Raw genomic sequence first — 13,187 nt, 5'->3', positions numbered from 1 at the left:
CGGCACGGCACCCCGGGGAGTGCCGTGCCGTGCGGACACGCGGGAAACGGAGGGGAGAGCGCGGGCGGGTGTCAGCCCAGTACGGCCAGCGCGTCGATCTCGATGAGGAGGCCGGCCGGCAGTCCGACGTAGACCGTGGTGCGGGCGGCGGGCGGCTGGGTGAGGCCCTGCTCCTCGAAGTAGGCGTTGTAGAGGTCGTTCATCTCGGCGAAGTGGTCCACGTCGGTGAGGTAGACGCGGATCATCATCACGTCGTCCCAGGTGGCGCCGCCTTCCTCCAGGATCGCCTTGACGTTGGCGAGGGTCTGGAGGGTCTGCTCGCGCAGGGTGGGACCGGCCGGCGTCGGGGGCTTGCCCTCCTCGGCGGGCAGGAAGCCGACCTGGCCGGCGACCTGGAGGATGTTGCCCTTCTTCACACCGTGCGAGAACTTCGCGGGCGGGGTGGTGTGGGTCTTCGGGGTGAGCGCGGTCTTCTCGGTCATGCGGGGGTGCCCTTCACTGGCGTTCTTCCGGAGTACTCGCCGCTGATGGCGTCCGCCGTGCGGCGTACCAGCGGGAGCAGGCTGAGGAGTTCCTCGGCGGTGACGACCACGTTCGGCGCGGAGACCGACATCGCGGCGACGACCCGGCCGTCGGCCCCGCGCACGGGGGCGGCGACGCAGTTGATGGACTCCTCGTGGCCACCGAGGTCGGTGGCCCAGCCCTGTTCGCGCACCGTGGCCAGTTCCTTCAGGAAGGCCTCGGCGTGGGGGGTCGAACGGGGCGTGTACAGGGGGTAGTCGAGCTGCTCGGCGAGGGCGCGGCGCTCGGGCGCGGGCAGGTCGGCGAGGAGCAGCTTGGCGACGGCGGCGACGGTGATGGCCACCGGTTTGCCGATCCGGGAGTACATGCGGACCGGGTAGCGGCTCTCGACCTTGTCGATGTACAGCACCTCGTTCTCCTCGTACACGGCGAGGTGGACGGTGTGGCCGCACTGCTCGTTCAGGCGTACGAGGTGGGGGTGGGCGATCTCGCGGATGTCGAGGTTCTCCATCGCCTCCTGGGCGAGGGCGAAGAGCCGGGCGCCGAGGCGGTAGCGCTGGTCGGACTGGCGGTAGACCAGGCCGTGTTCGTGCAGGGTGCGCAGCAGCCGCAGGGCGGTGGACTTGTGCACGCCGAGGCGGTCGGCGACCTGCCCGAGGTCGGCGGGGCCCTCGGCGAGCAGCGGCAGGATGCTCAGGGCGCGGTCGACGGTCTGACTCATGGGGTGTTCGCCTCCTTCTCGGCCTGCTCGGCTCGCGTCCAGCCGGGGCCGAGTCGAAGTCTCCCCCATGCCTCGTCGTCCAGGGCGGCGAGGCGGTCGGCGTGGTCGCGGGCGGGGGGCGGCGCGAGGTCGCCGGGGACGGTGAGGGCCGCGGCGGCGAAGAGGTGGCCGTGCCGCAGCCGGGCCCCGAGGGGGAGTCCGCGCAGGGTGGCGGAGAGGAACCCGGCGGCGAAGGCGTCCCCGGCGCCGGTGGTGGCGACGACGACGGTGCGCAGGGCGGGCTGGAAGGTGCCGCCGGGGTGGGCGCGGGTGAAGGCCGTGGCGCCGCGCGCTCCCTCCTTCACCACCAGCAGGCGCGGCTCGGGCAGCAGCCGGCGCACGGCGGCCGGTCCGCCGGTGACGTCCCAGGCGTGGGCCGCCTCGTCCTCGCCCACGAACACGAGGTCGGCGCGCCGGGCCAGCTCCAGCAGGACGCGGGCGCCGTCGCCGTCCCGCCACAGTCCCGGCCGGTGGTTGACGTCGAAGGAGACCAGCGGGCGTCCCGGTCCGGGTGCGGTCAGCTCGTACAGCAACTCCCGGCACTCCCGTGAGAGCGCGGCCGTGATCCCGGACAGGTGCAGCACCCGTGCCGCGCGGACCGCCGCCAGGTCCACGTTCCCCACGGACATCGCGGAGGCGGCCGATCCGGCCCGGTAGTACGCCACCTCGTGCGCGCCGGTGCCCCGCTCCCCGGCGGTGCGGAAGTACACGCCCGTGGGCCGGCCGGGGTCCCGGCGCACGGCGGTGACGTCGACGCCGTGTCCGGCGATCCGTTCCACCAGGTGGTCGCCGAAGCCGTCCGCGCCGACCCGGCTGACCCAGCGGACGGGGTGCCCGAAGGCGGCCAGGGCGCACAGCACGTTGGACTCGGCGCCGCCGATGGCCCGGTCGAAGGAGGGCACGTCGGCGAGGCGGCCGGGACGGCTGGGCAGGAAGGTGACCATGGACTCGCCGAGCGCCGCCACGTCCACGTCCGGGACGGTCCGCGCGACGACCGAGGCGTAAGCAGCGTCGTTGATGATGACTCCCGTCGATCGCCGGGGCGACGGATCCGTTGACCCGGTGTTCGGCGAGATGCTAGACACCAGTAAGCACAACACGCAATGGTCGTTGCAGAGCACGCAACGCCTGAGAGGGGCTTCATGGACACCGAAGCACTCACCCGCCTCGCCGAGGAGCACGTCGACCACCGCTTCAAGGGCCTGCCGCCGGACGCCTCCGGTCTGACCGTCGCCGAACTGGCCGGCCAGCGCCGCAACCTCTTCCGGGACGGCGACGGCTTCACCACCCCCGTCCTCGCGCTGTCCGCCGAGCGCCTGGAGCACAACCTCGCGCTGATGGAGACGTACGCCGCGCGGCACGGCCTGGCCTTCGCCCCGCACGGCAAGACCTCCATGGCCCCGCAGCTCTTCCACCGCCAGATCGAGCACGGCGCCTGGGGGATCACGCTGGCGGTGCCCCACCAGGTGCGAGTCGCCCGGGCCTTCGGCGTCCGGCGGATCTTCCTCGCCAACGAGTTGGTGGACGCCCCCGCCCTGCGCTGGATCGCCGCCGAGCTGGCCGCCGACCCGGAGTTCCGGTTCGTCGCTTACGTCGACTCGGTGCGCGGCGTGGAGCTGATGGACGCGGCCCTGCGCGGCGCGGCCCGCCCGGTCGACGTGGTCGTGGAGCTGGGCGCGGGTGAGGGGGCGCGCACCGGCGTGCGCACGGAGGCGGAGGCCGAGGAGGTCGCCGCCGCCGTGGCCGCGGTGCCGACCCTGCGTCTGGTCGGCGTGGCGGGGTACGAGGGCGAGGTGCCGAAGGCCGATCCGGAGCGGGTGCGGGCGTACCTGCGCCGGCTGGTGGCGCTGGCCGCCGGGCTGGACCGGGCCGGGCGGTTCGGCGAGGCCGACGAGATCGTGGTGAGCGCGGGCGGCAGCGCCTGGTTCGACGCGGTCGCCGACGTCTTCGCCGGGATTCCCGCGCTGTCCGGGCCGGTGCTGAAGCTGCTGCGCTCGGGCGCGTACGTCTCGCACGACGACGGCCACTACCGCAGGCTCACCCCGTTCGGCCGGGTCCCCGAGGAGGGCGCGCTGGAGCCCGCGTTCCGGCTGTGGGCGCGGGTCGTCTCCCGGCCCGCCCCCGGGCAGGCCTTCGCCAACGCGGGCAAGCGGGACGCGGCCTACGACCTGGACCTGCCCACCGCCCAGGTGGTACGCCGGGACGGCGAGGAGCGCCCGGCCACCGGCATCACCGTCACCGGCCTGTCCGACCAGCACACCTGGCTGCGCACGGACGCGGAGGCGGACGTCGAGGTCGGCGACTGGATCGGCTTCGGCCTGTCCCACCCGTGCACGTCCTTCGACAAGTGGCAGCTGATCCCGGTGGCCGAGGCGGACGGCACGGTCGTGGACTACATCCGTACGTTCTTCTAGGAGGCCCGCGTGGAGGACCTGGTCATCCGGGACGCCGACGTCGTCGACGGCAGCGGGGCGGACGCGTACCGCGCCGATGTCGTGATCGACGCCGGCCGCATCGTCTCGATCGTCAAGGAGGCCGCGGCGGCGGGCTGCCAGCGCCCGCGCGCCGTGCGGGAGATCGACGCGGAGGGCCTGGTCCTCTCCCCCGGCTTCATCGACATGCACGCCCACTCCGACCTGGCCCTGCTGCGCGACCCCGACCACAGCGCGAAGGCCGCGCAGGGGGTCACGCTGGAGGTCCTCGGCCAGGACGGGCTGTCGTACGCCCCGGTGGACGACCGCACGCTTCAAGAGGTGCGGCGGGCGATCACCGGCTGGAACGGGTACGGCGACGACATCGACTTCGACTGGCGGTCGGTGGGCGGGTACCTGGACCGGCTGGACGGGGGCATCGCCGTGAACGCGGCCTATCTGATCCCCCAGGGCACGGTCCGGGCGCTCGTGGTCGGCTGGGAGGACCGCGCGGCCACCCCCGAAGAGCTGGACCGCATGCGGCGGCTGGTCGCGGAAGGGCTGGAGCAGGGCGCGGTGGGCATGTCGTCCGGGCTGACGTACACGCCGGGCATGTACGCGCGGGACTCCGAACTGACCGAGCTGTGCCGGGTGGTGGGCTCCTACGGCGGCTATTACTGCCCGCACCACCGTTCCTACGGCGCCGGCGCGCTGGAGGCGTACGCCGAGATGGTCGCCCTCGCCCGGGAGGCGGACTGCCCGCTGCACCTGGCGCACGCGACGATGAACTTCGGGGTGAACGAGGGCCGGGCGCCCGAGCTGCTGGCGCTGCTCGACCGGGCCCTGGACGCGGGCGCGGACCTCACCCTGGACACCTATCCCTACACCCCCGGCTGCACCACCCTCGCCGCGCTGCTGCCGAGCTGGGCGAGCGAGGGCGGCCCGGAGGAGATCCTGGCCCGGCTCGCCGACCCGGTGACGGCCGGGCGGATCCGGCACGACCTGGAGGTCACCGGCTCGGACGGCTGCCACGGGGTGCCGGTGGAGTGGGAGACGATCGAGATCTCCGGGGTGGCCGACCCGGCCCTCGGCGACTTCGTGGGCCGCACCGTCCGGCAGGCGGCGGACCTGCGCGGCGAGGCCCCCTGGGAGACGGCCCGCCGCCTGCTGGTGCGGGACCGGCTCGGCACGACGATCCTCCAGCACGTCGGCCACGAGGAGAACGTCCGCGCGATCATGCGGCACCGGGCGCACACCGGCGGCTCCGACGGCATCCTGCGCGGCAGCAAGCCGCACCCGCGGGCGTACGGCACGTTCCCGCGCTATCTCGGCCACTATGTGCGCGAGGCGGGCGTGCTGACGCTGGAGGAGTGCGTGGCCCACCTCACCTCCCGGCCGGCGGCACGGCTGCGGCTGCCGGACCGCGGGCTGGTGCGCGAGGGGTACCGGGCCGACCTGGTGCTGTTCGACCCGCGGACGGTCGCGCCCGGTGCCACCTTCGCGGAGCCGCGCCGGCTGCCGACGGGCATCCCGTACGTGCTGGTCGACGGCCGGTTCGTCATCGAGGACGGCCGGCGGACGGACGCCCTGCCGGGCCGCTCCGTCCGCCGTACGCCGCTGTGAACCGCGCTTACGGCTTGGGCAGGGTGCAGCCGGCCGCGCTCAGGTTGAGCCTGTTGCCGGTGGTGAAGCAGGCCGGGATGTTGTAGGTCTCCTGGGCGTAGTTGATGCCCTGGCGGACGGTGACGTTGCCGCTCGCGTCGACCTCGCACGGGTTGTTCACCGTGCACCGGCCGCCGTCCTCGTTGCCGGTGTTGTTGACGGCCACGACCTTGCCGGTGGTGGCGTCGATCACCGGGGAACCCGAGGTGCCGCCGATGGTGTCGCAGGCGGAGGTGTAGCGGACCGAGTCCTTGAAGGTCCAGTCCCCCTCCTTCAGCCGGTACACGAACCCGTCGATGTTGCAGCTGTAGATGCGCTTCCAGTAGCCGGAGACCACCTTGATGGCGGTGCCGGCCACCGGGTGGGTGTCCTGCACGGTGAGCGGGCTGATGCCGTACGAGTTCCTGATCGCCGCGTACGTGGTGCTGGTGCGGTAGATCGTGACGTCCGTGTCGGTCATGGTCGAGTAGACGACCTGGTTGGCGCGGAGCGTGGCGATCTTGGTGCCGGCGGAGTTCAGCAGGCCGAACGTGCGGCTGGAGGACTGGCCGGTGATGACCTGGCCGGCGCTCGGCATGCCGGTCTCCAGGCAGTGCCCGTTGGTCAGCACCAGGGCCGGGTCGGTGTCGGCGGAGCCCGGGAAGCGGATGACGGAGCCGGAGCAGTTGCTGAGCGAGACGGTGCCGGCGAAGTCGACGGTGACCGCGGCGGCCTTGGCGGAGTGCGGGGCGGAGGCGTGCGGGGCGGTGGTGTGCGGCGCGGCCAGCGCCGGGGTGGCGCCCAGCCCGACGGTCGCCAGGGCGCAGAGCGTGGCAAGGAGAGGCTTGTTCACGTGGGGGTCCCCTCGTACGACGGAGGCGACCGGAGGTCTTCCGGCCGCCCACACGGTTGTCATGCGCATTCTCAGCAGCAGAGAGGGGCCGGGACAAGAAGCGGCGACGGGTCATAGGGGTTTCCCTCGGCGCCGGGGCGGAAGGTTTCCCCGGCGGAGAGGCGGGAGGTTCCTCCGGCAGCGGGGCGGGAGGCCGCTTCGGCGGAGTGGCGGAACGTTCCCTCGGCTTGGGGCGGTGCGGCGGACGGCTGCCCGGCCGCGCGCGACCCGCCCCGCGTCCGGCGGTGTGGATGCGGTCGAGCCGGCCGCCCGCCACGACGTCCCGTACACGCTCGACGATCCGCTCGCGGTCCCCGTCGGAGACGAGCGCGTCCGGCCGGGGCCCGACCGCCCGGGCACGGTCCGCTCCGGGCGGCCGGCCCGCTCATGGGGCCACTGCTCCATGGCGGGCAACTCCCCGGCCACGCGCGAACGCTGCCCGGCACGCCGGCCGCGAGGTCAGCGGGGCCACCTCGGCGTGTCGTGGTCGTGACCCCAGCCGTGGCGGCCGTCGTGGCCGGACGTCGGCGAGGCGGTGGGCGAGGCCGTGGGAGTGGCCGGCCGGGTGGTGGACCGGACGGCGGGCGGCGCCGTGGTGGCCCGCGGGCTGCCGCCCGGGCGGCTCGGAGTGGTGCCCGGGCGCGGGACGGCGGCCGGACGGGCGGCCGTGGCCGACGGCGTGGCCACGGCCGGACCGGCGGAACCCGCGGAACCCGCGGGGGTGGCCGGGGGCGACGCGGGCGGCGCCGCGGCGGGCGTGTCCTCGTCTTCCGTGCATCCCGCCGCGGGGCCCTCCGTCGCGGGGCCGTCGGCGATCCGGCCCCCGCCGGCGGGGCGGGACCCGTCCGGGGAACCGGATCCGGACAGCGCGGCGATCACCGCGACCGTGCCGGCCGCCGCCGCGAGGGCGCCGGCCGCGACCACCGCGCGGCGGCGTCCGCGGGCGCGGCGCCGTGCCCGCCCGCGCCCGTCGGCCCGGCCCGCACCCGGTCCGGGCCGAGGGGGCCCGGCGGGGGGCACGGGGTGCGGGCGCTCCCCGGCCACCGGGGGCGGTTCGCGCGTCACGTCGCAGTCGTTCCGCCAGCCGTGCGCGGCGGCCGGGTCGGCGTACTCGCCGTAGGCGGGGGCCGGAGCCGGCAGCGGGTGGTACACGTTCGGCCGGATCCCGGGCGTGCCGCCCGCTCCGTGCGGGTCGTGCGCTCCCGCCTCGTACTCCCGTTCCGTGGACATGTCAGCGGATTCCAGGGAGGCAAGTGCCCCGGGAGACATCCGGCGGCGTTTTCCGGGCAACCTTCGCGTCTCGCGTGGTGGAAAACACCGCCCACGCGGCAGGAGCGGGCCGTAAGCTCACGGCATGCAGGTGATCCAGTCGACCAAGCTCGCCAACGTCTGTTACGAGATCCGGGGCCCGGTTCTCGAAGAGGCCATGCGGCTGGAGGCGGCGGGCCACCGCATCCTCAAGCTGAACACCGGCAACCCGGCCGCCTTCGGCTTCGAGTGCCCCCCGGAGATCCTGGAGGACATCCTCCGCAACGTCTCCACCGCGCACGGCTACGGCGACGCCAAGGGCCTGCTCGCCGCCCGCCGCGCGGTCGTGATGCACAACCAGACCATCGGCATCGAGACGGACGTCGAGCACGTCTTCGTCGGCAACGGCGTCTCCGAGCTGATCGTGATGGCGATGCAGGCCCTGCTGGACGACGGCGACGAGGTGCTCGTACCGGCCCCGGACTACCCGCTGTGGACGGCGGCCGTCTCCCTGTCCGGCGGCACGGCGGTGCACTACCGCTGCGACGAGCAGTCCGACTGGATGCCCGACCTGGCCGACATCGAGCGCAAGGTGACCGACCGCACCAAGGCGATCGTCGTCATCAACCCGAACAACCCCACGGGCGCGGTCTACGACGAGGAAGTGCTCAAGGGCCTGACCGACATCGCCCGCCGGCACAACCTGCTGGTCTGCTCGGACGAGATCTACGACAAGATCCTCTACGACGGCACCACGCACACCCCCACCGCGAAGGTCGCCCCCGATCTGCTCACCCTCACCTTCAACGGCATGTCGAAGGCGTACCGGGTGGCCGGCTACCGCGTCGGCTGGATGTCGGTCTCCGGCCCGCGCGCCCACGCCGACTCCTACATCGAGGGCCTGACGATCCTGGCGAACATGCGGCTGTGCGCCAACATGCCGGGCCAGCACGGCGTGGTCGCCGCGCTCGGCGGACGCCAGACGATCAACGACCTGGTGCTGCCGGGCGGGCGGCTGAAGGAGCAGATGGACCTCGCCTACGACCTGCTGACCCGGATCCCCGGCGTGAGCTGTGTGCGGCCCAAGGGCGCGCTGTACCTCTTCCCCCGGCTGGACCCCCAGGTCTTCAAGGTCAAGGACGACCGGCAGCTGGTGCTGGACCTGCTGCGGCAGGAGAAGATCATGGTCGTCCAGGGCACGGGCTTCAACTGGCCGGAGCCGGATCACTTCCGGGTGGTGACCCTGCCGACGGTCGGCGATCTCCGGGACGCGATCACCCGCATCGGCACCTTCCTGGACGGATACGGCCAACCGTAGCCGGCGGACCGCACTCCGTGACTTGGCTCAACTTTAGACGAAATCCAAGCTAAGATGGTTTCCTGTCAGAGCACAGGAGGCCATCCCCCCATGTACGAACCGATCCGCACCAAGTCGGTCCACACGATGGCCGGCACCCCCTCGGACTTCCCCCACCGGTCGCGCGAGGAGGAGCTGGACATCCAGCTCGCCGGACACCTCGCCGCGCTGCTCGCGGTCACCGACGAACTGCGCGCCCTGTCCCCGTCCGCCGACCTGGACACCGCCGCGGAACGCCTCGCGGCCCAGGTGGCCCGGCTGCGCGGCGGGCGTACCCCGCTGCGCGCGGCGCCGGCCGTGGCGGGCGACCCGGGCGCACTGCACCGGCGCGCCCACACGCTCGCCGGACGCGCCCTGGTGGTCGCCGCCTCCCGCGCGGACACCGCGGCGGCGATCCTCGCGGCCGAGCGGATGGACGCCCACGCCGCCGCCGAGACCGACCCGAAGACGCTCAGCCCGGCCCACTGACCCCGCCCGGGGGTCCCCTCGACGGCCCCGGTCCGCGCGCACCCGCAGCGACGCGCGGACCGGGTGCCACCCACTCCGCCGCCCCGGCAGGCCGGTGCCGCCGGGCCCGGAAACACGACGACCCGGGGCCCCGCACGCCGTTGTGCGGGGCCCCGGGCGGGTGGTCACCGCGGCCGGTCGTGACGATCGCTGGTCAGGGCACATCCAAACCGGCCGCGGAGTCTTCGGGTGCGGGTCTCAGCCCAGGCGCTCCACCAGCGCGTGGTACTGGTCCCACAGCTCCTTCGGGGTGTGGTCGCCGAAGGTGTTCAGGTGCCCGGGGACCAGGGCGGCCTCCTCGCGCCAGACCTCCTTGTCCACGGTGAGCAGGAAGTCCAGGTCGGCGCCCGGCAGTTCCAGCCCGTCGGTGTCCAGCGCCTGCCTGGTCGGCAGCACGCCGATCGGCGTCTCGACGCCCTCGGCCCTGCCCTCCAGCCGCTCCACGATCCACTTCAGGACGCGGGAGTTCTCGCCGAAGCCCGGCCAGACGAACCTGCCCCCGTCGTCCTTGCGGAACCAGTTGACGTAGTAGATCCTCGGCAGCTTGGACTGGTCCTTGTCCTTGGCCACGTCGATCCAGTGGGCCATGTAGTCGCCCATGTTGTAGCCGCAGAACGGCAGCATCGCGAACGGGTCGCGGCGCAGCTCGCCGACCTTGCCCTCGGCCGCCGCGGTCTTCTCGGAGGCCACGTTGGCGCCGAGGAAGACGCCGTGGTTCCAGTCGAAGGACTCCGTCACCAGCGGCACCGCCGAGGCGCGGCGGCCGCCGAAGAGGATCGCGGAGATCGGCACGCCCTTGGGGTCCTCCCACTCGGGCGCGATGATCGGGCACTGCGCGGCCGGCACGGTGAAGCGGGCGTTGGGGTGGGCGGCCGGGGTCCCGGACTCCGGCGTCCAGTCGTCGCCCCTCCAGTCGGTGAGGTGGGCCGGGGGCTCCTCGGTCATGCCCTCCCACCACACGTCACCGTCGTCGGTGAGCGCGACGTTGGTGAACACCGCGTTGCCCCACAGGGTCTTCATCGCGTTGGCGTTGGTGTGCTCGCCGGTGCCGGGCGCGACGCCGAAGAAGCCGGCCTCGGGGTTGATCGCGTACAGGCGGCCGTCCTCGCCGAACCGCATCCAGGCGATGTCGTCGCCGACGGTCTCCACCGTCCAGCCGGAGATCGTGGGCTCCAGCATGGCGAGGTTGGTCTTGCCGCAGGCGGAGGGGAAGGCGGCGGCGACGTACTTGGCCTCGCCCTGCGGCGGGGTGAGCTTGAGGATCAGCATGTGCTCGGCCAGCCAGCCCTCGTCGCGCGCCATGACCGAGGCGATGCGCAGCGCGTAGCACTTCTTGCCGAGCAGGGCGTTGCCGCCGTAGCCGGAGCCGTAGGACCAGATTTCGCGGCTCTCGGGGAAGTGCGAGATGTACTTGGTCCGGTTGCAGGGCCAGGGGACGTCCTCCTGGCCCGGCTCCAGCGGGGCGCCCAGCGTGTGGACGGCCTTGACGAAGAAGCCCTCGTCGCCCAGCTCGTCCAGGACGGCCTGGCCCATGCGCGTCATCGTGCGCATGGAGACGGCCACGTAGGCGGAGTCGGTGATCTCCACGCCCAGCGCGGCCAGCGGGGAGCCGAGCGGGCCCATGCAGAACGGGACGACGTACATCGTGCGGCCCCGCATCGAGCCCCGGAACAGGCCCTGGTCGCCCGTGAAGATCTCCCGCATCTCGGCGGGCGCCTTCCAGTGGTTGGTCGGGCCCGCGTCCTCCTCCTTCTCGGAGCAGATGAAGGTGCGGTCCTCGACGCGCGCGACGTCGGTCGGGTCCGAGGCGGCGTAGTAGGAGTGCGGGCGCTTGACCGGGTCCAGCTTCTTGAACGTTCCCCTGGCGACCAGTTCCTCGCACAGCCGCTCGTACTCGGCCTCGGAGCCGTCGCACCAGACCACCCTGTCCGGCTGCGTCAGTTCGGCGATCTCGTTGACCCAGGAGATCAGTTCCCGGTGCTTGGTGGGGACGACGGTGGGAGCCGCGTTGTCGCGCGCCACGATTGCTCCTAAGTGAGGGTTTTTGTGTTGGTTCGCCCCGTGGGGGCCGCGACCCGGACGCTTCGTAGCCGCTCATCCGGTGCCGACCGCACTCATTTGATCATCCGAGTCTAGTGCCCATCTGTCCAGGGGGCATCACAGGTGAGCGGGCGTGAGGAATCCCACGGTGTCCAGGTCGTTTTGCGTCCACGTTGGGTTCGGCTGAAGGACTTTTTGCCGACGGATCTTCGGGGTGGCGTGGATACGCACACATTGACGATCGATTTACGGCGGCCTGGGTACCATGCCCCGCATGACTGCGTCCGTCCCCGACGCGCCCACGGACACGCCGGCCGCAGGCCGCGGTCCCGTCGCGCTTTCCCTGCCGCATCCGGTCAAACCCCGCCTGCGCGGCTGGCTGCATCTCGGCATGTTCCCGGCCGTACTCATCGCGGGCCTCGTGCTCACCGCGCTCGCCGACTCGACCAGGGGCCGCATAGCCTGCGGCATCTACGTCCTGACGGCGTGTCTGCTCTTCGGTGTCAGCGCGCTGTACCACCGGGGCAACTGGAGCCCCCGCATGGACGGCGTCCTGCGCCGCCTGGATCACGCCAACATCTTTCTGATCATCGCGGGCACCTACACCCCGCTGACCCTGCTGCTCCTGCCCGACGGCAAGGGCCGCTGGCTGCTGTGGAGCATCTGGGCCGCCGCGGCGGCCGGCATCGTCTTCCGCGTCTTCTGGGTCGGCGCCCCGCGCTGGCTGTACACGCCCTGCTACATCGCGATGGGCTGGGCGGCCGTGTTCTTCCTGCCGGACTTCCTGCACACCGGTGGCCTGGCCGTCATGCTCCTGGTGGTGGTCGGCGGCCTGCTGTACAGCGCCGGCGGCGTGATCTACGGCATCAAGCGCCCCAACCCGTCACCGCGCTGGTTCGGCTTCCACGAGGTCTTCCACTCCCTCACCCTCGCCGCGTTCGTCGTGCACTACGTCGGCATCTCCCTGGTCGCCTACCGGCACGCCTGAGCCGCCCCCCGGAGAAAAACGCCGGGGTCCGCACGGGACCCCGTGCGATGCTGGCCGGGTGAACGGAACCGAGATCCACGTCGAAGTCGACCCCGGACTGCACCTGTTCGTGCCGGCCGCCCGCCGCCGCGGGCCCACGCCGCTGGCCACCGACGGCGTCTCGACGCTCGGCCATGTCGTCGAGTCCCTCGGCATCCCGCTCACCGAGGTCGGCACCCTGGTCGTGGACGGCCGCCCGGTCGCGCCCGGGCACATCCCCGGGGCGGCCGAGCGGGTCGTCGTCCGGCCCGTGCAGCGCCCCCAGCGGGTGCCCGGCGCGCCGCTGCGCTTCCTCCTCGACGTCCACCTCGGCACGCTGGCCCGCCGGCTGCGACTGCTCGGCGTGGACACGGCGTACGAGTCGACGGACATCGGCGACCCGGCGCTGGCCGCCCGCTCGGCGGCCGAGAAGCGGGTGATGCTCAGCCGTGACCGGGGCCTGCTGCGCCGCCGCGAGCTGTGGGCCGGCGCGTTCGTCTACAGCACCCGCCCCGACGACCAGCTGGACGACGTCCTCGACCGCTTCGCCCCCGAGCTGCGCCCCTGGACCCGCTGCACCGCGTGCAACGGCCTGCTGCGGGACGCCGCCAAGGAAGAGGTCGCCGACCAGCTCAAGAGCGGCACCGAACGCACGTACGACGTGTTCGCCCGGTGCGCGGACTGCGGTCGCGCGTACTGGAAGGGAGCGCACCACGACCAGCTGGAGGCCATCGTGGACCGCGCCCTGAACCGGCGCGGCGCGGCCCACGGCTGACGCGCCCCCACCTGCGGCCCGCTCTGGT

At 73.0% G+C, this 13,187-nt stretch carries 12 protein-coding genes; 6 read left to right on the top strand and 6 right to left on the bottom strand.

Annotated elements, in window-relative coordinates; genetic code table 11:
* Positions 1 to 71 precede the first annotated feature (71 nt).
* Genes ACZ4W9_RS04770 through ACZ4W9_RS04760 form a run of 3 tightly spaced genes read right to left on the bottom strand, consistent with a single transcriptional unit; the run spans position 72 to position 2,253 of the window.
* On the bottom strand, positions 72 to 482 hold the full coding sequence (locus ACZ4W9_RS04770) for a RidA family protein (RefSeq protein ID WP_030619353.1): 411 nt from the start codon (positions 480 to 482) through the stop codon (positions 72 to 74).
* A complete protein-coding gene (locus ACZ4W9_RS04765; protein WP_358693111.1) occupies positions 479 to 1,243 on the bottom strand; it encodes an IclR family transcriptional regulator in 765 nt (254 codons plus the stop codon). Before ACZ4W9_RS04765 ends, ACZ4W9_RS04770 begins: the two co-directional genes overlap by 4 nt.
* Positions 1,240 to 2,253: a sugar kinase gene (locus ACZ4W9_RS04760; protein ID WP_467933196.1), complete on the bottom strand. Its 1,014-nt coding sequence runs from the start codon at positions 2,251 to 2,253 to the stop codon at positions 1,240 to 1,242. Before ACZ4W9_RS04760 ends, ACZ4W9_RS04765 begins: the two co-directional genes overlap by 4 nt.
* A gap of 171 nt (positions 2,254 to 2,424) precedes the next feature.
* On the opposite strand from ACZ4W9_RS04760, the gene ACZ4W9_RS04755 reads away from it, so the two are divergent.
* A complete protein-coding gene (locus ACZ4W9_RS04755) occupies positions 2,425 to 3,696 on the top strand; it encodes an amino acid deaminase (RefSeq protein ID WP_467933195.1) in 1,272 nt (423 codons plus the stop codon).
* A gap of 9 nt (positions 3,697 to 3,705) precedes the next feature.
* Positions 3,706 to 5,316 carry an N-acyl-D-amino-acid deacylase family protein gene (locus ACZ4W9_RS04750; RefSeq protein WP_467933194.1) on the top strand — a complete coding sequence of 537 codons (1,611 nt, stop codon included), beginning with the start codon at positions 3,706 to 3,708 and terminating at the stop codon, positions 5,314 to 5,316.
* A 7-nt stretch (positions 5,317 to 5,323) separates the two neighbouring features.
* Here the strand turns inward: ACZ4W9_RS04750 and ACZ4W9_RS04745 are convergent, their stop codons facing one another.
* Positions 5,324 to 6,187: a trypsin-like serine peptidase gene (locus ACZ4W9_RS04745; protein ID WP_467933193.1), complete on the bottom strand. Its 864-nt coding sequence runs from the start codon at positions 6,185 to 6,187 to the stop codon at positions 5,324 to 5,326.
* Between the two features lie 498 nt (positions 6,188 to 6,685).
* Positions 6,686 to 7,456, bottom strand: coding sequence for a hypothetical protein (locus tag ACZ4W9_RS04740; RefSeq protein ID WP_467933192.1), 771 nt, complete (start codon positions 7,454 to 7,456; stop codon positions 6,686 to 6,688).
* Positions 7,457 to 7,580: 124 nt separating this feature from the next.
* Here ACZ4W9_RS04740 and ACZ4W9_RS04735 point away from each other — a divergent pair, with 124 nt between their 5' ends.
* Together ACZ4W9_RS04735 and ACZ4W9_RS04730 are read left to right on the top strand one after the other, a co-directional pair.
* A complete protein-coding gene (locus tag ACZ4W9_RS04735; RefSeq protein ID WP_467933190.1) occupies positions 7,581 to 8,792 on the top strand; it encodes a pyridoxal phosphate-dependent aminotransferase in 1,212 nt (403 codons plus the stop codon).
* 90 nt (positions 8,793 to 8,882) lie between these two features.
* Positions 8,883 to 9,299, top strand: a complete 417-nt coding sequence (locus ACZ4W9_RS04730) for an SCO4983 family protein (protein ID WP_467933189.1) — start codon at positions 8,883 to 8,885, stop codon at positions 9,297 to 9,299.
* Between the two features lie 237 nt (positions 9,300 to 9,536).
* On the opposite strand, the gene ACZ4W9_RS04725 is transcribed toward ACZ4W9_RS04730, so the two are convergent.
* Positions 9,537 to 11,360, bottom strand: coding sequence for a phosphoenolpyruvate carboxykinase (GTP) (locus ACZ4W9_RS04725; RefSeq protein WP_467933188.1), 1,824 nt, complete (start codon positions 11,358 to 11,360; stop codon positions 9,537 to 9,539).
* Between the two features lie 292 nt (positions 11,361 to 11,652).
* Here ACZ4W9_RS04725 and trhA point away from each other — a divergent pair, with 292 nt between their 5' ends.
* Both trhA and ACZ4W9_RS04715 read left to right on the top strand, forming a co-directional pair.
* The gene (gene trhA, locus ACZ4W9_RS04720) at positions 11,653 to 12,366 is read left to right on the top strand and encodes a PAQR family membrane homeostasis protein TrhA (protein WP_467933187.1); all 714 of its coding nucleotides are present in this window, start codon (positions 11,653 to 11,655) and stop codon (positions 12,364 to 12,366) included.
* Between the two features lie 58 nt (positions 12,367 to 12,424).
* Positions 12,425 to 13,159, top strand: coding sequence for a Mut7-C RNAse domain-containing protein (locus ACZ4W9_RS04715; protein WP_467933185.1), 735 nt, complete (start codon positions 12,425 to 12,427; stop codon positions 13,157 to 13,159).
* Positions 13,160 to 13,187 lie beyond the last annotated feature (28 nt).

Source organism: Streptomyces sp. NPDC029296, assembly GCF_055569255.1.
Note: the sequence above shows the minus strand (reverse complement) of the source record. Positions and strands in the feature narration are given on the sequence as shown.